Here is a 24,023-nt window from a genome sequence, read left to right as displayed (position 1 = left end):
TTTGCAATATAAATGCATTAACAATCAAATGTTTCACAATCTTCTCTTGATTCGGCAGCTTAATCCACATTAAAACTCAAGTTTATAAGCCGGTTGCAACCATAAATAACTTTTGCCAACATTGGCTTTTTCAGACGGCCTCATACAAAAATCCCTTAAATACACAAGTATTTAAGGGATTTTTCTCACTCAAATATAAAATCCGGCCGAGCCTGCTTAAGCTGTGAGCGTACCTTTGGTAGAAGGTGTTTGACCTTGCATACGGTCATCAAATTCTACAGCCATGCGCAAAGCGCGGCCGAATGCTTTGAATATCGTTTCGGCTTGATGATGGGCATTTTTACCCCGCAAATTGTCGATGTGCAGCGTCATCATGCTGTGGTTAATCAAACCGATAAAGAATTCGCTAAATAAATCAACGTCAAACTTGCCGATCCATGCACGGGTATATTCAACGTTGTAAACCAAACCCGGGCGGCCGGACAAATCGATAACAACACGGCTCAAAGCTTCATCCAACGGCACATAGGCATGACCGTAACGGCGGATGCCGGCCTTATCGCCCAATGCTTTTTTCAATGCCTGCCCCAAGGTAATACCGATATCTTCTACCGAATGGTGGTCGTCGATATGCAGATCGCCTTTGCAGGTAATGTCCATGTCAATCATGCCGTGGCGGGCAATTTGAGCCAGCATGTGTTCGAGAAAAGGCACGCCGGTATCGAAGCGGCTTTGGCCGGTTCCATCCAAATTAATGGCAACCGTAATTTGCGTTTCATAAGTATTGCGGCTCACAATCGCCACGCGACCTTCTGCCTGCTCGAAATCCAATGCAGGCTGGGGGGCATACATGTGCGCCTCTTCGGATTTACCTTCTGCCAAGCGGGCGGCTGCCTCTGCTTTTTTGCGTTGTTCGGCTTCAGGATCATGCTCGCGGTTCATCCAGCCTTTGCGTTTACCCATGCCGTTTTCCAGCTTGGCAAGCAGCGACGGGCGGATACCGCGGCCGTTTTCATCGTCGCTTTGCAGTTCCAAACGCCGTTTGATTTGCGATAACGACGCCGAATTGTCATAACCGCAGCGTCTGGCCAGCTCGGCCATGGAACCTGCTTCTTTAATTAAAAGGTGTAAGTTTTGTAAGTGAAGTTGCGTTTTATTCATAACTCTTTTCCGAATAAATGTTGTTGGTTGTTTAATACTGATTACCGCTGAACGGTTCAGGCATAAAGTTCGCGGATAACTGCCAAAACCGCATCATTTTGGTGCGGTGCACCTACGGTAATGCGTACACATTGTTCCAATAGCGGATGAACCCCGTGTAGTTTTTTGATTAAGATTTTTTGTCGTTTTAATGTTTCGTAAAGCATGTCAGCATCGGGAACACGCACGGTAATAAAATTCGCATCGCTGGAAAAAGCTTTCAGACGGCCTATTTCAGATAAAGCGGCAAACACGCGTTCGCGCTCTTCTTTCAGTTTGGCTGTTGTATTGCGGATTTGTTCCGCATGGTGCAAAGCAAATTTAGCGGTCGCCAAACTCAACTGGTTCATGTTGTAAGGGGGTACGATTTTCGCCAATTCATCAATAACGGCCGCGCACCCCGAAGCGTAGCCGATACGCAAACCTGCAAAGCCTATTTTGCTGATGGTGCGCATCACAACCAGATTTTCTATGCTGCCGGCTTGGGGCAGGAAACTGTCGCCGCTGAATGCGCCGTAAGCTTCATCCACAACCACAATCCCTTTGGCTGCCGCAATAATCTGCTCCACTTCTTCACGTTTGAAACACACGCCGGTAGGATTATTGGGATAGGCAACAAATACCAAAGCGGGATTGTGCCGTTCGATTGCCTGCAACACGGCGGCCAAATCAAGCGTGAAATCTTCGTTTAGCGGAACCCCCACATAATTCATGCCATACAATGCCGCATTGTGCTTGTACATCACAAAACCCGGCTCCGGAGCCAAAACCGATGCGCCGGCTTTGGCCACCAGCATGGTCAGCAGCTGAATCAGCTCGTCCGAGCCGTTACCTAATGCAATTTTCGCTTGTTGGGGAATATCGAATGCTTTGCGCAAAGCTTCTTGCAAACCGCTGGTAGCAGGGTTGGGATAAAGATGGACGGGTGCTTTTTTGATCAGCTCTGCCCATTCGTCAAGCAGGGCGGGATTGTCTGCAAAGGGATGGTAGGGGCTTTCCATCGCATCCAGCTTGATAAACCCTTCGGGCAAATCGGCAACCTGATATGCCGTGAGAGATTGAATATCCGGCCGGATAAAATCGAATAAGGTTGTCATCTTAATTTTTCTCTTGTCACATTTATCATTTCAAATGTAGGGAGCTAATGTTATAGAGGTTTTGCGTTAATGTATTATAAGTTTCTATCAAAAATTTAATTTCGTATGACATTATATTATTTTCTTCAAGATAATTCACTATTTTTTTAATCGGAAGCCTTAAAAGATTTCTGAAACAGTGATTAAAATTTATTGTTTTGCAACAGAATAATATAGTTTTTTTTAACAAACAATTGCTTTTCTCATTTAGAATGGGCCGAACACAGTTCGATAACTTTGTCTCCACCGCAGGGAATCCATTATGACTTACTATGCCGGACTGAAAAAAATTACCGATCTATCCATACGCCACCGCACCATTGAAGGGTTGCAGCGCTTGCGTACCGCATTGGCCGCGCAGATTCCCACCCGCACCGTTTCCGATACCCTGCTTTTGGCAACTTGGAACATCCGCGAGTTTGATTCGGGCAAATACGGTTACCGCAGCGAAGAGGCTTATTATTACATCGCCGAAATTCTCAATCATTTCGACCTGATTTCCATACAGGAAGTGCGCGACGGCCTTTATCCTCTGCAACATTTGCAACGGCTGCTGGGCGACAATTGGCAGTTTCTCGTTACCGATGTTACCTTGGGCACATCCGGCAACTCCGAGCGCATGGCGTATCTTTACGACCGTCGCAAAGTCAGCTTCACAGGCTTGGCGGCCGAACTCGTGCTGCCTAAAGACAAAAACGCAGAAACCGAACCCTTGCAACTTGCCCGCTCGCCTTATGTGGCAGGCTTCAAAGCCGGCTGGGCCTACCTGACACTCGCCACCGTGCATATTTACTACGGTAAAGGCGTAGCGGTTGATCCGCGCCGGTTCGACGAAATCAAATCGTTCAGCCGAACCATTGCCAAACATGCCGCCAAACTTTCCGGTGCGCCCCAATATGCACCCGGAGCCGAAGTTAAACCAGACAACCTCATCATGCTCGGCGACTTTAATATTTTCAACCGTAACGACGTTACCATGCAGGCCATTACCGAAGCAGGTTTTGTGGTGCCGGAAGAGCTTAAGCACATTCCCGGCTCCAATGTTGCCAAAGACCGCCATTACGACCAAATTGCCTACTACAAACAACTGGCCAGACTCAAACCCACCGGCAACGCAGGCGTATTCGACTTCTTCGAGCACGTTTACCGCCTGGAAGACGAATCGGCCTATGCCCGGGAAAGAGAAACCAAGCCCGGCCGCAGTTTCAAAGACTGGCGCACCTACCGCATGAGCGACCACCTTCCGATGTGGATTGAATTAGGCATCGACGATACCGACACCTACTTAAACAGCTTGAAATAGCATGGGTGTTGGAAAAGGTCGGGTTATTTACACTTTTTATACCAAACAGCTTTTGTTTTTTGCAGGAATGATGGTTTCGTGATTTTTGAGTATTCTCTAGAACGATGCGGCTTCGCCGTGCCTTTCGGCATTCTTGACAACCCTCAAAAATCCCAAAATGGGTCTGCATGCAAAAAACGGAAAGTGTAAACAACGCTAGAATTTCCTACACACATGAGGCTGTCTGAAAATATGCTTTCAGACGGCCTCATGCCTGTGCCGAACGCCACCGCAGGCTGTATAGCAATGGCGCGGCCTGACAAACACTTGGGTCATAAGCTATAATCCATGCTGTTTTTTAGCCGATGAAAGCCGTTATGAAAAAAATACTTCTACCCGCCGCCGCATTGCTGCTCGCCGCTTGCGGCTTTCATTTAAAAGGAACGGGCAGCATCTCCGGCACTCTGCCTTATACCTCTTGGCACGTTGCCGGTGCGGAAATCATGAAACAGCCGCTGGAAAACGCACTCAGACGCGCCGACGGCAAGCCCCTTTCCCCCACGCAGGCTCAAGCGGCGGTTACCGTAACCCATATCGAAACCCGCCGCGACATCTACACCATCACCCGAGCGGCCGACATCAACGAATATCTGCTGGCTTTGCGGGTAGAAGCCCAAGCCAGCGTTAACGGTCGGCCTCAAGGCGACCCGATCGTGGTGCTCATCGAACGCAAAATGGATTATGCCGACAGCGAAGTGCTGGGCAAACAGGAAGAAGAAGCCACCATTTGGGCAGAGATGCGTGCCGATGCCGCCGACCAAATCGTGCGCCGCCTAACCTTTTTGAAGGCTGACTGATGCCGGTGATCAGTATCGAACAGCTGTCGCCCGATTTGCCGTTGAAACCGCTGTATGTGATTCACGGCGAAGAAGATTTACTGCGCGTTGAGGCTTTGGACACTTTACGCGCCGCCGCCAAGCAACAAGGCTACCTCAACCGCGAAGTTTATACCGCCGATAACTCATTCGATTGGAACGAATTATTACAGTCTGCAGGCAGCATGGGCTTGTTTGCCGATCTGAAGCTGCTGGAAATCCATATCCCCAACGGCAAACCCGGCAAAAACGGCGGCGATGCGTTGCAATCGCTGGCGGAAAATCTGCCGGAAGACACCGTGATCATTGTAATGCTCCCCAAACTCGAACGCGCCCAAACGCAGGCCAAATGGTTCGGTGCGTTGGCGGCTCACGGCGTGGTGCTCGAGGCTAAAGCCGTTAGCGGCGCAGCCCTGCCGCAATGGATAAGAGGCCGTCTGAACGCTTTAAAGCTCAATATCGAACCCGATGCGCTGGCTTTGTTTGCCGAGCGCGTAGAAGGCAATCTCTTGGCCGCCAAGCAGGAAATCGACAAGCTCGCCCTGCTGCACCCTGCCGGCCATCTCGTGAATATGGCGGATGCCGAAGCCGCCGTTGCCAATGTTGCCCGTTTCGATGTGTTCCAGCTTGCCGGCGCGTGGATGAGCGGCGACAGTATCCGTGTCGCCCGCCTGCTCGAAGGCTTGGAAGCCGACGGAGAAGAACCGGTGTTGCTGCTGTGGGCGGTGGCCGAAGACATCCGCACCCTTATCCGCCTGACCGCCGCGCTGAAACAAGGCCAAAGCCTACAGGCCGTGCGCAACAGCCTGCGTTTGTGGGGCGACAAACAAACGCTGGCACCGGCGGCAGTCAAACGCATCAGCATTAACCGCCTGCTTGCCGCCTTGCAGGAATGCGCCCGCATCGACCGCATCATCAAGGGAGCAGAAGACGGCAATGCTTGGGCCGAATTCAAACATCTGGTTACGGGCTTGGCGGGATAACGTATAATTACCCCCATCTATCAAACAGGCCGTCTGAAAACTCACTTTCAGACGGCCTGCAATAAACTGCATTGATTTAAGGAAACACAACGTATGGATAACAAAACCAAACTCCGCTTCGGCGGTCTCGCTTTGCTGACTGCCGCGGTATTAAGCTTGATTTTTGTTTTATTTACCGACTCTTGGCCGATTGCCATTTTGCTGGCCGTAGCCGTCGTGGCCGGCACGGTTTTCGGTTTGATTTGGTCTTCGCGCCGCCAACAGCGCCAGTTTCTCGAGCGTTTGAAAAAATTCGACATTGATCCCGAAAAAGGCCGTGTAAACGAAGCCAACCTGCGCCGCATGTATCACAGCGGCGGCCAAGCGCAAAAAGACGTGATTACGATTTTGTGCATGGCACAAAAATGCTCGGTTGAAGAAGCGCACGCCATGATGAAAAACCGCCCTACCCGCCAACAAATGAACCAAATGGCGCAACAGCAAATGAAAGGCCAGCGTCGCCCGCACCGTTGATCGGATGAGCCTTATACCGGTAACACCCTGCTCGGCATAAAAGCTGCCTGATAACTTCAGGCAGCTTTTTTTCATTTCTTATTTATATAGTTAATCAACACATTTTTCATACAGGGCAGCAAGCCGCCGAAATTCAAATCACACTCAAGCCGCACGGATTTGCACAGCTTGGCAAAACTGTTCGTTGTCGGCAAACCATTTCAGCTCTTGGCGCAAAGCCACCACTTCGCCGATAACCATTAATGCCGGCCGGGGAGCCTGCTCGGCCATGTGCGGCAAGTCTTTCAGACGGCCTGTCTGCACACTCTGATGTGCCAGCGTGCCGTTGGATACGATGGCCACCGGCGTGTCTGCGCTGCGGCCGTATTCAATCAGTTTGGCCGTAATGTCGGCGGCCTTGAGCGTGCCCATATACACCACCAGCGTTTGATGGTTTAACGCCAGTGTACGCCAATCGGGTTCGCTGCCGTCGTGGCGGCTGTGGCCGGTGATGAACAACACACTTTGGGCGCAATCGCGGTGGGTCAGCGGAATGCCCGCGTAGGCCGTGGCACCGAGTGCGGCGGTAATGCCCGGCACGATGCGGTAAGGAATGCCCGCTTCGGCCAGCACTTGCGCTTCTTCGCCGCCGCGCCCGAACACAAACGGATCACCACCTTTGAGCCGCACCACACGCTTGCCTTCCTGCGCATATTGAACCAGCAGGCGGTTGGTAGCTTCCTGCTGAACATGATGCGCGCCCGCACGTTTGCCGACGCTGATTTTATCGGCATCTTTGCGCACCATCGCCAAAATTTCGTCCGACACCAACGCGTCGTACAACACCACATCGGCCGCCTGAATCGCTTGCAGCGCATGTATGGTCAGCAAACCCGCATCGCCCGGCCCTGCACCAACCAGCACCACCTCTCCGCGCGGCGTGTCTAAATTGCTGAGCCGTGCCGACAATTCGGCTTCTGCTGCGGCACGGTTGCCCTGTGCCACAAAGGTACTGAATCGGCTTGCAAACAGGTTTTCCCAAAAACGCCGCCGTTCGGGCATCGTGCGGACGGCTTGTTTTACCCTGCTCCGCCATTCGCCCGCAATCTCGGCCATTTTGCCGGTGTGCAACGGCACCAGCGTTTCAATCGCCTGCCGCCAGTAGCGCGCCAACACAGGCGCGGTGCCGCCGCTGGACACGGCGATTTTGATCGGGCTGCGGTCAATCACGGCAGGCACGATAAACGAACACAAATCCAACGTATCCACAGTATTGCACAGCGTGCCGCGCGCTTCGGCGGCCTCAAATACACGACGGTTGAGTTCGGCATCGTCTGTTGCCGCCACAACCAGAAACACGCCGTCTATAAAGGCCGTCTGAAACGATTTACCCAGCCACACAATGCGTTTCTGTTCACGCCATGTTTCAAACTGCGCGCTAAGGGTTTCTGCCACCACCTGCACTTGCGCACCAGCCTGCATCAAACTCTCGGCCTTGCGTTCGGCAACATGCCCTGCGCCCACCAGCAAAACGGGACGGCGTTTCAAATCGGCGAAAATCGGATAATGGCTCATGGCGGTTCCTTATGAATGTGGTCGGCGGTCTGGCTGCCACTTTGGTTATCGAAAATATTAAAACGGTTTATGCCGCAACCAAAGGAACGGTTTTTGCTTTGCTTATGGTGTTTGGTTATATGGTTGGGTGGGGATCAAAAACGATACTTTTGCCATATAGAAAAGCCAAAGTCGGACTTTAAAAAGTTTGAGGCCGTCTGAAAGCAAACCTTTTCAGACGGCCTCAAACGTACAGCCAAACTCCCTCGAATCACGCCGCCCAAAAATCGCGCGGCGCATCCAGCACAGGTTTCACGATGCCGGTGCGCACGGCAAAGTCGCCGAAGCCTTCGTTGTTCAGACGGCCTTTTGCCCATGCGTCCAGCCAGCCGTCGATGATGTCCAAAATCTCCGGCTCGGTGATGTTTTCTTTAAACAGGCGCGGAATGCGCGTGCCTTCGCGGTTGCCGCCGGTGTAAAGGTTGTAGCGGCCTACCGCTTTGCCGACCAAGCCGATTTCGGCAATCATGGCGCGGCCGCAGCCGTTGGGGCAGCCGGTGATGCGCAGCACGATATGCTCTTGCTGCAAGCCGTGTTTGGCAAACAGCGCGTCCAGTCTGTCGGTGAACTGCGGCAGGAAGCGTTCGGCTTCGGCCATCGCCAGCGGGCAGGTCGGCAGCGACACGCACGCCATGCTGTGTTCGCGCTGCGGGGAAACGGCATCGCTGATCAAACCGTGTTTGCGGGCGATTTCTTCGATGGTGTCTTTATCCGCCGGTGCGATGTTGGCCACAATCAGGTTTTGGTTGGCGGTGAGGCGGAAGTCGCCTTTGTGGGCTTTGGCGATTTCGCGCATACCGGTTTTCAGCGGCCGGCCGGGATAATCGAGCAGGCGGCCGTTTTCGATAAACAGAGTAAGATGCCAGTTTTTGTCTTCGCCCTGCACCCAGCCGATGCGGTCGCCGCGCGAAGTAAATTGATACGGGCGCACAGGTTCAAACTTCGCACCCATGCGGTTCTCCACTTCTTCGATAAACACATCTACACCCACGCGCTCGAGCGTGTAGCGGGTTTTGGCGTTTTTGCGGTCGCTGCGGTTGCCCCAGTCGCGCTGTACGGAAACCACGGCGGCGGCGGCATCGAGCGTTTTTTCCAGCGGCACGAAGCCGAATTCTTTGGCGGTGTTGGGATAGGTTTTGGTGTTGCCGTGTTCCATCGACAGGCCGCCGCCCACCAATACGTTGAAGCCGACGAGTTTGCCGTTTTCGCCGATGGCCACGAAGTTCAAATCATTGGCATGTAAATCGACATCGTTGTGCGGCGGAATCACGACGGTGGTTTTGAATTTGCGCGGCAGGTAGTTTTTGCCGAGCACGGGTTCGGTGGCATCGCCGCTTTTCACACTTTCGGGCAGCGGTGCGGGCGCGGTGGTTTCGGTGGATTCGACTTTTTCGCCGTCCAGCCAGATTTCGGCATAGGCGCGGGTTTTCGGCAGCAGGTGCTCACTGATTTTTTTCGCCCATTCATAGGCTTCTTTGTGCAGCCCGCTTTCAACGGGATTGCTGGTGCACAACACATTGCGGTTCACGTCGCCGGCGGTGGCGATGGAATCCAAACCGAGCTTGTGCAGCCATTGGTGCATGGGTTTGATGTTTTCTTTGAGCACACCGTGGAATTGGAAAGTTTGGCGGTTGGTGAGGCGAATGGAGCCGTAAAGGGTGTGGTCGGAGGCAAATTCGTCGATGCCCAGCCATTGCGCGGGCTGGATGATGCCGCCGGGCAAACGGCAGCGCAGCATCACGTTTTTCAGCGGTTCCAGTTTCTGCTCGACACGTTCGGCGCGGATGTCGCGGTCGTCCTGCTCATACATGCCGTGAAAACGGATTAACTGGAAATTGTCTCCCTTAAACCCTCCGGTGAGGCCGTCTGAAAGATCGCTCGTAATCGTTCCTTCGAGATAGCGGCTTTGGTCTTTGAGGCGTTCGTTGTCGGCCAATGGTGCATCAGGCAACTTGGCGCGCGGATCGGCGGCAGTCATAAATAAATATTCCTCGGCTTGATATTGGTTTTATGATGCCGCCAAATCTACACAGGCCGTCTGAAAAAGGGAAAGAATGCTTGGTTTTAATGTAAGAAAGATTGGTTATATAAAACAGCGGATTCGGCTTTGGAGGACAACTTTTTACAATAGAGAAAAAAATTGCCATAAACTACACACAACTGACCCAAGACTAACGAAACCTACCCCGCCACACAGCATCAGCGAAATCGCCAAACAACTTAGCTGCCTCAAAACACCATCGACTGCTAAATGAAACGGCACGGCTCCAAATAAGAAAAACACTTGGCTATGAAACGCCAAGTGTTTGATTTCCGAATCTGTTTCAATCACTACTGCCAGAGTGCCGCACTTGAAATTAGAATTCAAGAGCCTGTTTACAAACTGATTCTATATCCTGCTGATTTTATATCAACGCTTTGAAGTTAAACGTGAAAACTTCCACGCAGCCAATGCTGCACCGGCAATAATGCGGTATTTCCAGCCCAACGGCAGAAAAAAGGTTTTAAACAATATATTTTTTGAAGGCACTGCATCTGCCAAACTGACAACGGTACTCAAGCTGTTTTCAAAAAAGTTATCTTTTTCTTTTGCTCTCCGGGTTTTCAAATGTTCGGCGGTCATTTTCAAACGGGCAAGTTCAGCCTGCATTTCTAAAATTTTACGTTCTTCAGATCGTTTGGCCATCTTTATCTCCTGCTTTGTGTGCTGTTTGTTTTGCGGCACCGCTCAAGTAGGCAAGGTCTTCATGCATATTGCGCAAGGTACCGGCTATTTGCGAATTTTTGTGTTTCCATGATAAAACGGCCCATACTGCCAAAATAAGAATCATCAATAAACAGGCTGCCGAAATGCCGAAAAACACCCAAATTTTGGCTTCGTCGCTCAGCACATGGTTCAAACCCAGCAACAGGCTCACAATACTCAAGGCAAACAATGCGCCGATAATGACGATAGCGGCAAAAATCTTCATCACGCAGCCGGCCTGTTCGCTCAAATCGAGATGCAACATCCGCAAACGCAGCAGCAACAGGTCGATGCCTTGGTTGAATAATATTTGAAAATGGTTGATATTTCTTTTTAAATTCATACTGATTCCTTTTGAATTAAGGCCGTCTGAACCACACATCAACCATATATGAATGCTGTTGTATATGAATGCTGTTGTGTGAATGATGTGGTGTGCCATATTTTATCGAATTCTGATTTTGGCCTGATTGGTATTTTCAGGCTTGTTGATTCGGCATACAAACGGGCAATGAAAGGCCGTCTGAAAGTTTTCAGACGGCCTCTGTTCAGCATATTAACGGCGGTTCAACAAAACGCCCACAACCAAACCGGCCAGTGCAGCAAAGCCCATTGCGTAGTAAGGTTTGTCTTGAATCAGCTCGTCAGCCTGCTTAGCGGTGTTTTTCACCTTTCTTGCGGCCTGATCTTCGAAATCGGAAAACTTCGCTTTAGCGGCGCTCAGTTTATCTTGCAATTTCACTTTCAATGCCTTGGCTTCTTCGGTGCCTGCTTCAACACCGTTGTTGTATAGGTCTTCAACATCGCTCAATACCGAACGGATTTCTTTCATCAATTCATCTTTTTGTTGTTCAAAATCGTGTTTCATCTTACTGCTACCTCCTGATAATGGTTGGGAAAAAACTTCTTTACTGCTTTTCCTATATGGCGCTCAGATAAGATTATTCAACTTATATTTAAGTTATAGAATGAATAAAACTGTCAGATAGCGTTAATTTTTTTCAACCGGAAACAATAAAGCCTTTTTGCATGGGTTGCAAAAAGGCTTTGCTGGTATATCGGGCTGTTTATATTTTATATAGAGCACCGCTTTACAAGTAAAACAGTGATACGCCCGAGCCAATTCAATTAATGTTGCAGGTTACTTGATACGCATATCACCTGTTTCAACAAAACGCTGATGCCAAGACAAAGCTTCGCTCAACATGTGCGGCGTATGCAGACCGCCTGCTTTTTCGGCGCGGTCGAAGTAATCACGCAGCATGTCGCGGTAATCGGGGTGGGCACAGTTATCGATAATCAGCTTGGCGCGTTGGCGGGGAGCCTTGCCGCGCAAGTCGGCCATACCTTGCTCGGTAACAATGAACATTACGTCGTGTTCGGTGTGGTCGTGATGCGAAACCATCGGCACAATGCAGGATATGGCACCGTCTTTGGCTACCGACGGGCTTACGAAGAACGAGAAGAAAGCATTGCGGGTAAAATCGCCCGAACCGCCGATACCGTTCATCATTTTCGTACCCATCACATGAGTGGAGTTTACGTTACCGTAAATATCGGCTTCGATCATGGCGTTCATACCGATAACGCCCAAACGGCGGATAAGCTCGGGGTTGTTGGTGATTTCCATCGGGCGCAAGACGATTTTATCGCGCAGAAACTCGATATTGTCGTTAAAGCGTTGCAAAGCATCGGGGCTGAAAGACAATGCGGTTGCCGAGGCCGATTTCATTTTACCGGCAATAATCAGATCCAACATACCGTCTTGCAATACTTCGGTGTAGCCGGTCAGATCGTCGAACGGAGCATCAAGCAAACCGGCCAACACGGCATTGGCCACATTGCCTACGCCTGATTGCAGGGGCAGCAGGTTTTTCGGCAAACGTCCCGCTTTTACTTCGTGAGAGAAGAAATCAATGATTTGGGAAGCGATACGCTTGGAATTTTCATCGGGATCGGCAAATTTGCTGTTGCGGTCGAACGCATCGGTTAACACGATGGCAACGATCTTATCCAAATCGCATTCCAAATAATGCGTACCGATACGGTCGTCGGGTTTAACCAGCGGAATCGGTTGGCGGTTGGGCGGTGTTCCTACGTCGAAATACACATCGTGCATGGTTTCCAGCAATGCATTCTGTTTGGCGTTAACTTCGATGATAACCTGCTTGGCCGCCTTGAGCACTTCGTTACAATGGCCGATACCCATTGCCGGAATGATTTTACCGTCGGCGGTAATACCGGTGGCTTCAATAATGGCAATCTGCATTTCGCCGTAAAAACCGTTACGGATTTGCTGCTCAACATGCGAAAGGTGCATATCTTGATAGAAAATGTTACCTGCGTTAATGCTGTTGCGGATGCCGGGATCGGATTGGAAGGGATTACGGAAACTCACGCAGTTCGCGGCAGCCAACACACCGTCGCATTCCGGCGCGGTCGAGGCACCGGTAATCATACCGATGGCAAACTCTTCTCCGCGGGCGTGTGCGGCTTTGGCACGTTCGGCGATTGCGGTAGGCAGGGCTTTGGGATAGCCTGCGCCGGTAAAACCGCTGATGCCTAAAGTCATACCGTTTTTAACAAATTCGGCCGCTTGGTCGGCCGACATAATCTTGGCACGGAGGCCTTCGTGCTGTACGCGTTCTGCGTGATTTGCGCTCATTTCTGTCTCCTCTCGGGTAACGGAAGCCGCGAGATCACGGCTTCCGGCAGTTTGATATATCAACAAACGGCCGCTGTGTAATACGGCGTAACCGGTTCAAATGGCAATATATAGTAAAGGTTTTATTGTGTAAAGGCAGGCTGTTGCAACAAGTAGGCGGCATTTGATAAAGCTGTTGAAATCAAATAAAAAGGGGCTGACGTAGATTAGCAGTCATGATAGGCTGAGACCTTTGCAAAAATGAAGATAACCCACTGTAAATTAAAAAAGACGACACAAAGAAAGCTGCCCGAACTATTTTGTATTGGAAGTAACCGCACGTTCCGCTGCCGATATCTTGGGTATCCAACCTAACACCGCCATACTGTTTTACCGCAAGATCCGCCTCGTCATCAGCCATCATCTGGCTTTGGAAGCAGATCAGGTTTTTGAGGAAAGCATAGAATTCGATGAGAGCTATTTCGGCGGTAAGCGTAAAGGAAAGCGTGGTCGCGGTACCGCAGGGAAAGTAGCGGTTTTCGGTATTCTCAAACGCGGCGGCAAGGTATATACCGTGGTGGTGGAAAACGCTAAGCGGGAAAGCTTATTGCATGTTATTAAAAAAAATTATGCCGGACAGTATGGTTTATACAGATTGCCTGAGCAGTTATGATGTTTTGGAAGTAAGTGGTTTTACCCATCACCGCATCAACCACAGCAAACTGTTTGCCGACCGTCAAAACCACATCAACGGTATTGAAAATTTTTGGAATCAGGCAAAACGGGTACTGCGCAAATACAACGGTATCGACCGTAAATCGTTCCCGTTGTTCTTGAAAGAATGTGAATTTCGTTTTAACTTCGGCGCACCAAAGCAGCAGTTAAAAACTCTGAGGCTTTGGTGTAGTATTTAGGGCTAATCTACTTCAACCCCTAATTTTTTAACGTGCTTATTGATAAGATAAAACTTCCACTTCGTCACCCGCTTTCACCACGCCTGTGTTCACAGCAATCAAGTGCACGCCGAATATGGCTTTTCGTGCAACGGCCAAGGTGCTGAGCGGCTCTTGAAACGGGTCTTTCTTAGCTGTTTTTAAATCTACCGTTGTCATAACACAGCGGGTACACGGCTTCAGGTATTCAAATTCCACTTCTCCGATGCGGATGCGCCGCCACTTTTCTTCTTCGTAGGCTTCGGAGCCTGCCACCACGAAGTTGGCACGGAAACGCTCCATTTCCACAGGCGCATCAAGCATTGCATTAAGGTTGTCGAGCGAAGCGGTATTGGTCAGCATAAACGGAGCGCTGTCGGCAAAAGAAAGCGGCGTTTGTGCAGCAGCCAACACCCGCTTGCTCTGCTTGCCCAGCCAATACAGGCGGGCATCGGTGCCGAGTTTTTCAGAAAGCCATGCGTCTGTTTCTGCGCTGCCGTAATAGGCTGGAAAATGATCTTTCCACACCGTTACATCGGCAGGAACAGCCGTTTCACCGGTGGAAACGGTACGCTTGCTGCCGTCTGGGGCTGTTAAAGTCAGCACATCGCCGGCTACATCGGTTTTCCACAACAGCATCTGCGGAAATTTGCGCGCGGTGATAAAACCGCCTTGCGGTGTGGCCACCAGCCATTCGCGGTCGTGCGGAAGACCGACGGCGGCAACCGCGCTTTGCTCCAGCCTGTTTCCGCCCATTGATTTCACAGGGTAACGGGTAATTGAAGTCAGCTTCATTTCAGACGGCCTCTTCCGAGTTTACGCACCGAACCATACCGCACACACAACACCCGCCGCCACTGCCAATGCTGCCAGCAATTTGCCTGCTCCGGCAAACTTGATTACCGGCAGCTTGCCTTCAAGATATTTGTAGCCGGTGATCATAGGGGTAATCAGGTTGTGTTTTTTAACGAATTTATAAATGAAAATGGTGGCCACATGCACGGCGATCAGTGCCAACAGGTAATTGAAAAATTGAACGTGCAGGGTATGGATCAGGCTACCGGTATCTTCGCTCACCCATCCGTTTAAGAAGCCGTTATTAACAAAAGCATTGTTGTCCGGCGCAAACAAGCCGGTGATAATTTGAAACGATACCGCTCCCAACAGCGCTAACACCATCAGCGCACCCAGCGGATTATGGCCGGGCTGTTCGTTTTCGGTGATTTCGCCTTTGAGATAGCGTTTAATCTGTGCCGGGCCGCGTACAAAACTGCCGAAACGGGCGGTGTCGCTGCCCCAAATACCCCAACACAGGCGGAACACAATCATCCCCAATATCAATAAGCCTACACGCAAATGCCATACCATCAGGTTGCCGCCGGTTTCGGCGCTGTACCACATAAATGCAATCGCGATGACCAAAGTCCAATGAAAAAGCCGCGTGGGAACATCCCAAACTTTCAATTTCTGCTTCATAAAATTCTTTCGTTCTTATATGATGGTTTGTGCCGTTTCAGACGGCCTCGATGCCGTCTGAACACCTGCTATTGTAATAGATTTACACAAAGGCATCATGATGTTCGTAAACCATTATACCAGCGGCTGCCTGCCTGCCCAGATTGAAGCCGCCGCGCAGTTTCCACAAGTGTTCGCCCCGCGCGACCCGCAAAGCCACAAAGGTACCCACGGCACCTTGGCCGTTATCGGCGGTGCATCGGGCATGAGCGGAGCGGTTATTCTTGCCGCCACCGCCGCCATTTACAGCGGCTGCGGTAAAGTTTGGGCAGGATTCAACCAAGCCGCCCTGCCCTTGCCGGTTATTCCCGAACGCCCCGAAATCATGCTTTCCACCGGCAATGCACTCCAAAAACGCAGCGACATTCATGCTTGGGTTATGGGATGCGGCATGGACGTCTGCTCCGAAGCCCTTGCCTTACTGCATACGCGGCTTACCGCCCCCGACCGCTCAACCCCGCTGCTGCTCGATGCCGACGCCGTTACCCTGCTTTCCCGCCACGCCGATCTAACCGCTTTGGCGCGCGACTACCCCACACTCGTACTGACGCCCCACCCCGCCGAAGCCGCCCGTCTGCTGAATACCGCCACCGCCGATATACAGTCAAACCGCCAAGCAGCAGTAACCGAGATCAGCCGTATATTTAATGCCTACACCGTGCTCAAAGGCCGTCATAGTTTAGTATGCAGCCCGAACGGCAGCCTCTATACCAACCTCAGCGGCAATGCGGGCTTGGCTACGGCAGGCAGCGGCGACGTGCTCAGCGGCATCATCGGCAGCCTGCTGGCTCAAGGCATAGACACCGAACAGGCCGTGCGCGGCGGTGTGTGGCTGCACGGAGCCGCTGCCGATGTATTGAAAGATTCCGAAATCGGCGAAACCGGCATGTTGGCCGGCGAAATCGCCCCCGCTGCCCGTTGGCTGCGCAATCAGATTATTGCTGCTCAAAAATAATCCCGACACTTCAAACTTTGGCAATGCCTGTTTTCAACAATCTGCCTTTTCAGACGGCCTCGACATGCCCTAAACGCAATAGGCCGTCTGAAAGTATTTCCCAACGATATCCATTCATCTTTTCATATTCAACCCGCCGCAGCGGCCTAAACTTCAAACATCCTGAGACCTTTGCAAACCCCCATCTGCGGCGCATTTCTGCGTTGTGCGCTGCTCGCTCGTTTGCCTATCTATATGATATGTCTGCACTCGCTGTGCTGCTACGCCTTGAACTGCATCCACATCTGGGGGTTTTGCATAGGTCTCATCCTTATTAATTACGCTGACCATTTTTAACCCCAAGCATCATATTTTATACACTTTGCAAGGGTAATATACATACAGCCTGACCCGTGTTGCCCGTTTGCCGCAACACACCCATCAGTTCATCCCGCACAATCTTTATAAGGATTTAATAATATGAAAACGAAAGCCGCTTTACTCCTTTTACCCTTGCTGGCCGGAGGCTGCATCTACATCGAACCGCCCATCGGCTTTCCCGATCTCAACAACGATACACGTGCCGACAAGCCCGCACCGGAACGTAAAACCTATCCCCGTTATCCGTATCCTTCCGAAGATTCCAGAGAAGCCCGCACACACCTTATCCGCAGCGCAGACGGCAAATGCGTCGATCACAGCCGTTCCGACTACAAAGGCATGATTACCTACCCGTGCCACGGCGAGCCTAACCAACAATTTACCCTTTCCCGCAACCGCATCATGGTAGAAGGCCAGTGCCTCGATGTTGCCGGCGGCAGAACGGAAGACGGCACGCCCGTAATCGCCTACGCCTGCCACGGCGGTAAAAACCAGCAGTGGTATCGCGACGGACGCACCATCCGCAGCGCGCTCAACGGAAAATGTTTGGATGCGGGCAAACACGGCAATCAAATCCGCATGTACCGCTGCGACGGCAGTATCGGCCAACGCTTCAACTTTTCCCGCTATTAATCCGCCCTTTCCATAAAACCCATGCCTGCCGGATACCCTATTACGGCAGGCATGGTTTTATGGCCAATAAACTTTATTTCCTCTATGGCGTTGCTGCACCGTAGTAAAAGTTAATAAGTTGACTGACTGTATTGAAGCCTCTGGAAAAACTGTTTCCGATGTTTTGTATTTATCTGTCGATGCCAATCACCCGGATTAAAAATTTTTGCCTTATAGCAGTTTTCCAGCCGTCAAAATTTAACTAAAATCTATTTTTTATAGCTGATTGATGAAAATAACCGCCATGGGTTTCAAACTGACACCGATTGATGTTGTAGATGACATCAGCCGCGAAGACTTCCGCCGTCATTACCTTAAACCGCGCCGCCCCCTCGTGATTAAAAACATGAGCAAACAATGGCCGGCATACGAAAAATGGTCGTTGGATTACATGAAAGAAGTGATCGGTGACATTACCGTACCGCTTTACGACAGCAGCAAAGCCGACCCGGCCGCACCGATTAATGCCGCCAGCACAGAAATGAAGTTTGGCGACTATATCGACTTGATCAAACGCGAACCTACCGATTTGCGTATTTTCTTGTTCGACCCTATCAAGCACGCACCTTCCCTGCTCAACGATTATGTATTTCCCAAAGATCTGATGGGCGGCTTTTTAGATAAATACCCAACCATGTTTTTCGGCGGAATCGGCTCCGAAACCTTTCTGCATTACGACATAGATATGGCGCACATCTTCCACACCCATTTCGGCCGCAAACACATTATTCTTTTTGATTACAAATGGAAAGAAAGGCTTTACCGCATTCCCTACGCAACTTACGCCTTGGAAGATTACAGCGTAGAAAACCCCGATACCGACCGCTTTCCCGCATTGGAAGGCGTCGAAGGCATCGAATGCCATCTTGAGCACGGCGATACTCTGTTTATGCCGACCGGCTGGTGGCATTGGATGAAATATCTCGACGGTTCATTCTCTCTTTCCCTGCGCGCATGGGACGAAAGTTTGGCAGTCAAGGCACACAGCATCTGGAACCTGACGGTACAACGCAAATTCGACAACATGATGAAAGCACGTTACCGCCAACGCTATATGCACTGGAAAGAAAAATTGGCCGTTCAACGGGCCAATAAAGCACTGGCACGGGGAATGCCGCGATAAACCGGCGGCAATAGATATGCCTACATAAGCAAATAAAACCAGACCCTTGCCCCCAAATGTGATCGCGGCACAAGCGCATAATCAATCAACTTATTTTTAATGCAAGGCCGCAGGCGAAGGTTTCTCAAAGGCATCGAAATATCGGTTTTCAAAATAAACATAAGGCGGGTGTTCAAACCCGCCTTATGTTTAATACAGCATTCAACAATCTAACTGCCTAAAGCCCGTTACGCTCCGAAAGAGTCCATAACCAAATAAACCGTATAAGCAATATAAACCAACAACAAACCCAAACCAACCATACGGTTCAGACGGCCTTTCAACAACCACGACAATCCGAATACAGCTACGGTTAAGGCAGACATGATGGCTACATCGCGGTTCAGCACTTCAGGCCCCGGCTGCATGGGTGCAACCACGGCGGCCAAACCGACAACGGCCAATGTATTGAACAAATTAGAACCGATCACATTACCCATAGCGATATCGTGCTGACCTTTGCGTGCGGCAATCACGGAAGAAGCCAACTCAGGCAAGGAAGTGCCTACCGCCACCACGGTCAAACCGATTACCAAATCGGATACACCGAAATTCTGGGCAATCGTTACGGCACCCCACACCAGCAAGCGCGAACTCAGCACCAGCACAATCAAGCCCAAAACCAGCACGATCAAAGCCTTACGCAACGACATGCGGCTCTCTTCGTTTTCAAACTCGGTGGCAATATCTTCCACAATGTTGTCACCACCTTTCAAGGCTTTCATTACGGTAGGCAAAAACGACGCCATCAATGCCGCTATCAATATCACACCGTCCCAACGCGACAAGTCGCCGTCCAGCAGCAAAACAACCGTCAGCGCCGTTACAGCCAACAACACCGGAAACTCGCGCGCAATGATGCCCCGTTGCACGAAAATCGGGCTGATTAAAGCGGTTACACCGAGAATCAAAGCAATATTGGTGATATTGGAGCCATAGGCATTACCCAAAGCAATACCGGAGTTCCCCTGCATAGAAGACAATAGGGAAACCACTATTTCCGGCGCAGACGTACCGAAGCCCACAATCACCATACCGATAAACAGTGGCGACATGCCGAAATGACGTGCGGTTTCCGCCGCACCTTCGATGAAGCGGTCGGCACTCATCGTTAACAATATCAAACCGAAAATCAAACCCAAACAGGCCAATAACATTATTTTGTCCTAAATATAAAAAAGCGCGTATTTTACCTGAAGTGACGGCGGTGTTTGCTTAAATTCGGCATCACTCTGAAGAAGGCCGTCTGAAAATAAAGGTTTCAGCATCCATTCGGCCTAGCCTTGCTATTTGCTGTGCTGTTTCTTCACGCTTACTTTGTTTTTCTTTTTAAAACGGCTTTTTTCTTCTTTACGCCCTTCCCGCTTCTCGATGCGGTTGCTCAAAGCCACCCGACGCAAAGGTTTTTTCTTGGGCTTGTCTTCCGCTTCCTGATACGGATTTTCGGAAACATTGTATTGGATACGCAACGGCGTACCCTGAAGATTAAATGCCTTGCGGAAAGTTTGGGTCAGATAACGGGTGTAGCTGTCTGAAATAGCATGCAGGGCATTGCCGTGTACCACAATCACGGGCGGATTCATGCCGCCTTGGTGGGCGTAACGCATTTTCGGACGTACCAAACCTGCACGCGGCGGTGCTTGACGCTCAACCGCCGATTGAAGCACACGGGTAATTTTGGGCGTAGGCATTTTAATCATCGCCGCATTATAGGCGGCCTGAATGCTGTCGAACAAACCGTCGATGCCGCGCTCTTTCAACGCGGAAATATAATGGAATTTGGCAAAATCCAAAAAATACAGTTTGCGGGCGATATCGCGTTTAACCTGTTCGCGACGTTCTTCGCTGATGCCGTCCCATTTGTTGACAGCCACAACCAAGGCTCTGCCTGCCTCTAAAGCAAAACCGGCAATGGTTGCATCTTGATCGGCGATATCTTGTTGGGCATCCAGCACCAACACCGCTACATTGGCGGCTTCTACCGCCTGCATGGCTTTAATAACCGAAAATTTCTCAACGGCCTCTTCAACCTTGCCGCGACGGCGCACACCTGCCGTGTCGATAATGGTAAAAGGTTTGCCGTTACGTTCGAAATCAATGTGGATACTGTCGCGGGTTGTGCCGGCCATATCAAACGCAATCACACGTTCTTCACCTAAAATGGCGTTAACCAAAGTGGATTTCCCCACATTGGGGCGGCCGATTACTGCGAACACGGGGTGCTTGGGTTGTTCTTCATCTTCCTCTGCATCAGGAAAATATCCAAGAATTTCTTCCATCAAATCATACACACCGTCGCCATGCGAACCGGAAATCACATACGGCTCACCCAAAGCCAACTCGTAAAATTCGGCAGCCAATACCGCACGGTTGCTGCCTTCGCCCTTATTAACGGCTAAATAAACGGGGCGTGGGCTTTGACGCAAACGGTCTGCAATAATCTTGTCCTGCGGCGTCAAACCGGTGCGTCCGTCAACCAAAAACACAACGGCATCCGCTTCATCAATGGCTTGCAAAGTGTGCTTGGCCATTTCATGCAGAATGCCGCTGTCGACCACCGGCTCAAAACCACCGGTATCGATCACCAAATAAGGCTTACCGCCAACCTTGCCGTGACCGTAGTGGCGGTCGCGGGTCAAACCGGGCAAATCGGCTACCAAAGCATCTTTGGTGCGGGTAAGGCGGTTAAATAAAGTGGATTTGCCTACATTCGGGCGGCCGACAAGGGCAATTGTGGGTTTCATAGTGATGCTTTCTTCAGCCGTTGTTTTCAGACGGCCTTAAATATCTTATTTGACTGAATATCTTAAAATGCGTATTGAAACATATGAGGGTTCATATTTTTGAAACAGACAAGGGCTTGCCAAGCAATATACTTGACAAGCCTCATCTTTCAGACGGCCTTATCTCAACTGATCGGCTTTAAATTGCACGGCATCTCTGTTAGGTGAATCTTTTGCCAGCTTTGCCAAAGTTTGATCGTACATCTGTACCGCTTCTTTGTTTTTACCCTGAGCGGCATATACATCGCCTTTGGTTTCGGTTATCAGGGGTTCGAAAGCAGAATCCACAGAAGTGTTCAAGGTAGCCAGGGCTTCGTCATATTTACCCTGCTGCAACTGCACAACGGCCAAACGCTGAACGGCCAATGCCTGTACAGGAGCGGATGTTTGGTGTTTCAACACCCAATTCAGATGGCCTGCCGCAACATCGTAATTGCCTTTGTCGAATTCCAAAGACGCTGCCATCAGAGTGGCTTGAGCTGCCGCCAAACTATCGCTGTAATTTTGCTGTAAATTCTGCAAATCGGCTTGTGTTTCTTTGATGTCGGCCCCCGCTTCGGTTTTCTCGGCAATTTTTACCAAAATACCCGCCGCTTCTTGACGCTTATCCAACTTGTGTCCTTGATACATGATATAACCAAGGTAAGCCAACGCAGCAATCACTAAGCCGCCAAAAAGCCAACGCCCCCAACTTCTCCAAAAATATTTGAAATTTTCAAGTTCTTCTTGTTCCTGGATGTGTCCTGCCATTTAACTGTTCTTCCATCGTTGTAAAGTGGTTGCCAACAAAGCAGCATCAATCGTTATTTGCTCGTGCTTGCCCTGCATGTCTTTAAGGGTAACGGTGCCGTCTGAAAGTTCGTTTTGAGCCACAATAAGTGCAAAACGGGCACCGCTGCCGTCTGCTTTCTTCATTTGCGCTTTCAAGCTTTGGCTGCCTGAATGTTGCAATACGTCAAATCCTTCCGCTCTCAGCAATTGGGCATATTTCATAACCTGCAAATCGGCACCTTCGCCTTGATGCATAGCGTAAACATCGGCTGCGGTTTGACAGCTCAATGACCCATACTCATGCACCAACAGCAGCAAACGCTCAATCCCCATACCGAAACCGATGGAAGGTGCGGGCTTGCCGCCCAACTCTTCGATCAATCCGTCATAGCGTCCGCCGCCGCATACGGTTGCTTGGGCGCCGAGTTTGTCGGTAGTCCATTCAAAAACCGTTTGATTGTAATAATCCAAGCCTCTAACCAAGCGCGGATTTTCAATATATGCGATACCCAAGCCGTCCAACATCGCTTTCAACCGTTCATAATGAACGCGCGACTCTTCGCCCAAATATTCCGTCAAACGAGGGGCGGCATTGCAAATATCCTGCAAATCTGGGTTTTTACTGTCTAAAACACGCAGGGGATTGGTGTGCATACGGCGCTTGCTATCTTCATCAAGCTTTTCTTCATGACTGCTTAAATAAGCAACCAAAGCATCACGGTGTGCGGCACGTTCTTCACGGTTTCCCAAACAGTTAAGCTCAAGGTTTACATATTCGCTTATGCCCAATTCTTGCCACAATGCTGCCGACATTGCGATAATTTCAGCATCCACGTCAGGGCCTGCAAACCCCAAGGCCTCGATACCGACTTGGTGAAACTGCCGGTAGCGCCCTTTTTGCGGCCGTTCCCTACGGAACATAGGCCCCATATACCACAGCTTCTGCGGGCCGTTGTAAAGCAAATTATGCTCGACAACCGCACGCAGGCAAGATGCCGTACCTTCAGGGCGCAAAGTAAGGCTCAGCTTATCGTTGGAGTCTGAAAAAGTGTACATTTCTTTGCCGACCACATCGGTTTCTTCCCCGATTGAACGCACAAACAAACTGGTTTGTTCCACAATCGGAGTACGGATGTGCTGATAGCCGAAACGTCTTGCCCACCGTGCCACGGTTTCTTCAAATGCCTGCCATAAAGGAGCGGTCAGTTGGAAATCTTTCTGCTCTACCGGCAATAAATCATTCATGCCTTTAACGGCTTGGATTTTTTGTCCCATATATCGATAGTCTGTTATTGTTATCTGTATTGTTTATTTTGAAACCTTGGCGAAACTCCCGTTTGCGGTGCTCTGCCTTGTGCACTGCTATGCTTTGAACTGCATCCGCATCCGAAGTTTTTGAAAGGTTTTATTTTGTATTTAGTTATTTTTCAGACGGCCCCAAACCTCAGGCCGTCTGAAATTATTTAAATGACTCCGCCGTTGGTAAACTGGCGCAGCATACTGAAAGTCAAATTAACGAACTGCTTGTATTTGTCGGACTCGGCAATGCTTTCTTTATCCAAATCAATCGAAACCAATACACCGTTTTTATTACCGTACAGCATAATATTTTCAACTTCCCATTGCGGTTGCCTAGCAGCCAAACCGGTCGGCACGATAAAAGCCTGAACCATTTCCCCCGAAGGAAGATTCTGTAAAATCACACTTTTTTTAACATTATCCAACAACTCGGCACTTACAAACTGAAAAGGATTAACAGCCATATCGCTTACACCCTGATAGGTGTAAATAAACACTTGGTGCTCCACTTGAGGGTTATTAATCAGATACAGTCTTAGAAGTAGTTCGCGCAAGTCTGCCATGATCATTTGCCTTACTATTAAAATTTGGGTAACCGCTCT

General features: G+C 50.2%; 24 protein-coding genes and 1 pseudogene. 10 read left to right on the top strand and 15 right to left on the bottom strand.

The window, feature by feature from the left end; all coding sequences use genetic code 11:
* Window positions 1–216: 216 nt before the first annotated feature.
* Complete coding sequence (gene hisB, locus AKG43_RS00750) at window positions 217–1,161, bottom strand: imidazoleglycerol-phosphate dehydratase HisB (RefSeq protein WP_054598663.1); 945 nt, start codon at window positions 1,159–1,161, stop codon at window positions 217–219.
* A 56-nt stretch (window positions 1,162–1,217) separates the two neighbouring features.
* Window positions 1,218–2,297 carry a histidinol-phosphate transaminase gene (hisC, locus tag AKG43_RS00745; RefSeq protein WP_054598662.1) on the bottom strand — a complete coding sequence of 360 codons (1,080 nt, stop codon included), beginning with the start codon at window positions 2,295–2,297 and terminating at the stop codon, window positions 1,218–1,220.
* Window positions 2,298–2,598: 301 nt separating this feature from the next.
* Between hisC and AKG43_RS00740 the strand changes: the two genes are divergently transcribed.
* The 4 genes from AKG43_RS00740 (at window position 2,599) to AKG43_RS00725 (ending at window position 5,989) form a co-directional block, all read left to right on the top strand.
* Window positions 2,599–3,639 (top strand): endonuclease/exonuclease/phosphatase family protein, encoded by a 1,041-nt coding sequence (locus AKG43_RS00740; protein ID WP_054598661.1) that lies wholly within the window; start codon window positions 2,599–2,601, stop codon window positions 3,637–3,639.
* A gap of 356 nt (window positions 3,640–3,995) precedes the next feature.
* Window positions 3,996–4,475 (top strand): LPS assembly lipoprotein LptE, encoded by a 480-nt coding sequence (gene lptE, locus AKG43_RS00735; RefSeq protein ID WP_054598696.1) that lies wholly within the window; start codon window positions 3,996–3,998, stop codon window positions 4,473–4,475.
* Window positions 4,475–5,476, top strand: coding sequence for a DNA polymerase III subunit delta (holA, locus tag AKG43_RS00730; protein ID WP_054598660.1), 1,002 nt, complete (start codon window positions 4,475–4,477; stop codon window positions 5,474–5,476). The genes lptE and holA overlap by 1 nt, the downstream gene beginning before the upstream one ends.
* Before the next feature lie 93 nt (window positions 5,477–5,569).
* Window positions 5,570–5,989 carry a hypothetical protein gene (locus tag AKG43_RS00725; protein WP_054598659.1) on the top strand — a complete coding sequence of 140 codons (420 nt, stop codon included), beginning with the start codon at window positions 5,570–5,572 and terminating at the stop codon, window positions 5,987–5,989.
* Window positions 5,990–6,133: 144 nt separating this feature from the next.
* Here the strand turns inward: AKG43_RS00725 and cysG are convergent, their stop codons facing one another.
* Entirely contained in the window at window positions 6,134–7,543 is a 1,410-nt protein-coding gene (gene cysG / locus AKG43_RS00720) for a siroheme synthase CysG (protein ID WP_054598658.1), read from the bottom strand.
* Between the two features lie 11 nt (window positions 7,544–7,554).
* Between cysG and AKG43_RS12655 the strand changes: the two genes are divergently transcribed.
* A complete protein-coding gene (locus AKG43_RS12655) occupies window positions 7,555–7,725 on the top strand; it encodes a hypothetical protein (RefSeq protein ID WP_156300589.1) in 171 nt (56 codons plus the stop codon).
* Between the two features lie 68 nt (window positions 7,726–7,793).
* On the opposite strand, the gene cysI is transcribed toward AKG43_RS12655, so the two are convergent.
* The 5 genes from cysI to AKG43_RS00695 all read right to left on the bottom strand — a co-directional run bounded on the left by cysI (window position 7,794) and on the right by AKG43_RS00695 (window position 12,993).
* Window positions 7,794–9,560 (bottom strand): assimilatory sulfite reductase (NADPH) hemoprotein subunit, encoded by a 1,767-nt coding sequence (gene cysI / locus AKG43_RS00715; protein ID WP_054598657.1) that lies wholly within the window; start codon window positions 9,558–9,560, stop codon window positions 7,794–7,796.
* 432 nt (window positions 9,561–9,992) lie between these two features.
* Window positions 9,993–10,307 carry a hypothetical protein gene (locus AKG43_RS00710; RefSeq protein ID WP_156300588.1) on the bottom strand — a complete coding sequence of 105 codons (315 nt, stop codon included), beginning with the start codon at window positions 10,305–10,307 and terminating at the stop codon, window positions 9,993–9,995.
* Entirely contained in the window at window positions 10,252–10,671 is a 420-nt protein-coding gene (locus AKG43_RS00705; protein ID WP_054598655.1) for a phage holin family protein, read from the bottom strand. Before AKG43_RS00705 ends, AKG43_RS00710 begins: the two co-directional genes overlap by 56 nt.
* A gap of 213 nt (window positions 10,672–10,884) precedes the next feature.
* Window positions 10,885–11,196: a YqjD family protein gene (locus AKG43_RS00700; protein WP_054598654.1), complete on the bottom strand. Its 312-nt coding sequence runs from the start codon at window positions 11,194–11,196 to the stop codon at window positions 10,885–10,887.
* A gap of 273 nt (window positions 11,197–11,469) precedes the next feature.
* A complete protein-coding gene (locus AKG43_RS00695; RefSeq protein ID WP_054598653.1) occupies window positions 11,470–12,993 on the bottom strand; it encodes an acetyl-CoA hydrolase/transferase family protein in 1,524 nt (507 codons plus the stop codon).
* 240 nt (window positions 12,994–13,233) lie between these two features.
* On the opposite strand from AKG43_RS00695, the pseudogene AKG43_RS11960 reads away from it, so the two are divergent.
* Window positions 13,234–13,886: pseudogene (locus AKG43_RS11960) on the top strand (IS1595 family transposase).
* Between the two features lie 36 nt (window positions 13,887–13,922).
* Here the strand turns inward: AKG43_RS11960 and AKG43_RS00680 are convergent.
* A complete protein-coding gene (locus tag AKG43_RS00680) occupies window positions 13,923–14,699 on the bottom strand; it encodes an MOSC domain-containing protein (protein WP_054598650.1) in 777 nt (258 codons plus the stop codon).
* 21 nt (window positions 14,700–14,720) lie between these two features.
* Window positions 14,721–15,380, bottom strand: a complete 660-nt coding sequence (locus AKG43_RS00675) for a cytochrome b/b6 domain-containing protein (protein ID WP_054598649.1) — start codon at window positions 15,378–15,380, stop codon at window positions 14,721–14,723.
* A gap of 97 nt (window positions 15,381–15,477) precedes the next feature.
* On the opposite strand from AKG43_RS00675, the gene AKG43_RS00670 reads away from it, so the two are divergent.
* From AKG43_RS00670 to AKG43_RS00660, 4 genes are all read left to right on the top strand, one after another.
* On the top strand, window positions 15,478–16,374 hold the full coding sequence (locus tag AKG43_RS00670; RefSeq protein ID WP_054598648.1) for an NAD(P)H-hydrate dehydratase: 897 nt from the start codon (window positions 15,478–15,480) through the stop codon (window positions 16,372–16,374).
* A gap of 116 nt (window positions 16,375–16,490) precedes the next feature.
* Window positions 16,491–16,691 (top strand): hypothetical protein, encoded by a 201-nt coding sequence (locus tag AKG43_RS13050; protein ID WP_082402924.1) that lies wholly within the window; start codon window positions 16,491–16,493, stop codon window positions 16,689–16,691.
* Window positions 16,692–16,833: 142 nt separating this feature from the next.
* Window positions 16,834–17,367, top strand: a complete 534-nt coding sequence (locus AKG43_RS00665) for an RICIN domain-containing protein (RefSeq protein ID WP_054598647.1) — start codon at window positions 16,834–16,836, stop codon at window positions 17,365–17,367.
* Window positions 17,368–17,635: 268 nt separating this feature from the next.
* Window positions 17,636–18,529 (top strand): cupin-like domain-containing protein, encoded by an 894-nt coding sequence (locus AKG43_RS00660; RefSeq protein ID WP_231718072.1) that lies wholly within the window; start codon window positions 17,636–17,638, stop codon window positions 18,527–18,529.
* Between the two features lie 227 nt (window positions 18,530–18,756).
* Here the strand turns inward: AKG43_RS00660 and AKG43_RS00655 are convergent, their stop codons facing one another.
* The 5 genes from AKG43_RS00655 to AKG43_RS00635 form a co-directional block, all read right to left on the bottom strand.
* The gene (locus tag AKG43_RS00655) at window positions 18,757–19,725 is read right to left on the bottom strand and encodes a calcium/sodium antiporter (RefSeq protein ID WP_054598646.1); all 969 of its coding nucleotides are present in this window, start codon (window positions 19,723–19,725) and stop codon (window positions 18,757–18,759) included.
* A 129-nt stretch (window positions 19,726–19,854) separates the two neighbouring features.
* Window positions 19,855–21,312, bottom strand: coding sequence for a ribosome biogenesis GTPase Der (gene der / locus AKG43_RS00650; RefSeq protein ID WP_054598645.1), 1,458 nt, complete (start codon window positions 21,310–21,312; stop codon window positions 19,855–19,857).
* 159 nt (window positions 21,313–21,471) lie between these two features.
* On the bottom strand, window positions 21,472–22,101 hold the full coding sequence (locus AKG43_RS00645) for a tetratricopeptide repeat protein (protein ID WP_054598644.1): 630 nt from the start codon (window positions 22,099–22,101) through the stop codon (window positions 21,472–21,474).
* Window positions 22,102–23,397 carry a histidine--tRNA ligase gene (gene hisS, locus AKG43_RS00640; protein WP_054598643.1) on the bottom strand — a complete coding sequence of 432 codons (1,296 nt, stop codon included), beginning with the start codon at window positions 23,395–23,397 and terminating at the stop codon, window positions 22,102–22,104.
* A gap of 188 nt (window positions 23,398–23,585) precedes the next feature.
* Complete coding sequence (locus AKG43_RS00635) at window positions 23,586–23,984, bottom strand: hypothetical protein (RefSeq protein ID WP_332888951.1); 399 nt, start codon at window positions 23,982–23,984, stop codon at window positions 23,586–23,588.
* Window positions 23,985–24,023 lie beyond the last annotated feature (39 nt).

The organism is Neisseria sp. 74A18 (assembly GCF_001308005.1).
Taxonomy (GTDB): domain Bacteria; phylum Pseudomonadota; class Gammaproteobacteria; order Burkholderiales; family Neisseriaceae; genus Neisseria; species Neisseria dumasiana.
This window is presented reverse-complemented; position numbering and strand designations above follow the sequence as displayed.

What these genes read in the sequence shown, in the direction of transcription:
- der (WP_054598645.1), bottom strand. Translation starts at nt 21,312, where the DNA reads ATGAAACCCACAATTGCCCTTGTCGGCCGCCCGAATGTAGGCAAATCC.
- AKG43_RS12655 (WP_156300589.1), top strand. Translation starts at nt 7,555, where the DNA reads ATGAATGTGGTCGGCGGTCTGGCTGCCACTTTGGTTATCGAAAATATT.
- hisC (WP_054598662.1), bottom strand. Translation starts at nt 2,297, where the DNA reads ATGACAACCTTATTCGATTTTATCCGGCCGGATATTCAATCTCTCACG.
- AKG43_RS00725 (WP_054598659.1), top strand. Translation starts at nt 5,570, where the DNA reads ATGGATAACAAAACCAAACTCCGCTTCGGCGGTCTCGCTTTGCTGACT.
- AKG43_RS00665 (WP_054598647.1), top strand. Translation starts at nt 16,834, where the DNA reads ATGAAAACGAAAGCCGCTTTACTCCTTTTACCCTTGCTGGCCGGAGGC.
- hisS (WP_054598643.1), bottom strand. Translation starts at nt 23,397, where the DNA reads ATGGGACAAAAAATCCAAGCCGTTAAAGGCATGAATGATTTATTGCCG.
- AKG43_RS00670 (WP_054598648.1), top strand. Translation starts at nt 15,478, where the DNA reads ATGATGTTCGTAAACCATTATACCAGCGGCTGCCTGCCTGCCCAGATT.
- AKG43_RS00705 (WP_054598655.1), bottom strand. Translation starts at nt 10,671, where the DNA reads ATGAATTTAAAAAGAAATATCAACCATTTTCAAATATTATTCAACCAA.
- AKG43_RS00675 (WP_054598649.1), bottom strand. Translation starts at nt 15,380, where the DNA reads ATGAAGCAGAAATTGAAAGTTTGGGATGTTCCCACGCGGCTTTTTCAT.
- AKG43_RS00700 (WP_054598654.1), bottom strand. Translation starts at nt 11,196, where the DNA reads ATGAAACACGATTTTGAACAACAAAAAGATGAATTGATGAAAGAAATC.
- AKG43_RS00645 (WP_054598644.1), bottom strand. Translation starts at nt 22,101, where the DNA reads ATGGCAGGACACATCCAGGAACAAGAAGAACTTGAAAATTTCAAATAT.
- lptE (WP_054598696.1), top strand. Translation starts at nt 3,996, where the DNA reads ATGAAAAAAATACTTCTACCCGCCGCCGCATTGCTGCTCGCCGCTTGC.
- AKG43_RS00635 (WP_332888951.1), bottom strand. Translation starts at nt 23,984, where the DNA reads ATGGCAGACTTGCGCGAACTACTTCTAAGACTGTATCTGATTAATAAC.
- AKG43_RS00740 (WP_054598661.1), top strand. Translation starts at nt 2,599, where the DNA reads ATGACTTACTATGCCGGACTGAAAAAAATTACCGATCTATCCATACGC.
- holA (WP_054598660.1), top strand. Translation starts at nt 4,475, where the DNA reads ATGCCGGTGATCAGTATCGAACAGCTGTCGCCCGATTTGCCGTTGAAA.
- AKG43_RS00680 (WP_054598650.1), bottom strand. Translation starts at nt 14,699, where the DNA reads ATGAAGCTGACTTCAATTACCCGTTACCCTGTGAAATCAATGGGCGGA.
- cysG (WP_054598658.1), bottom strand. Translation starts at nt 7,543, where the DNA reads ATGAGCCATTATCCGATTTTCGCCGATTTGAAACGCCGTCCCGTTTTG.
- AKG43_RS00660 (WP_231718072.1), top strand. Translation starts at nt 17,636, where the DNA reads ATGAAAATAACCGCCATGGGTTTCAAACTGACACCGATTGATGTTGTA.
- cysI (WP_054598657.1), bottom strand. Translation starts at nt 9,560, where the DNA reads ATGACTGCCGCCGATCCGCGCGCCAAGTTGCCTGATGCACCATTGGCC.
- AKG43_RS00655 (WP_054598646.1), bottom strand. Translation starts at nt 19,725, where the DNA reads ATGTTATTGGCCTGTTTGGGTTTGATTTTCGGTTTGATATTGTTAACG.
- hisB (WP_054598663.1), bottom strand. Translation starts at nt 1,161, where the DNA reads ATGAATAAAACGCAACTTCACTTACAAAACTTACACCTTTTAATTAAA.
- AKG43_RS00695 (WP_054598653.1), bottom strand. Translation starts at nt 12,993, where the DNA reads ATGAGCGCAAATCACGCAGAACGCGTACAGCACGAAGGCCTCCGTGCC.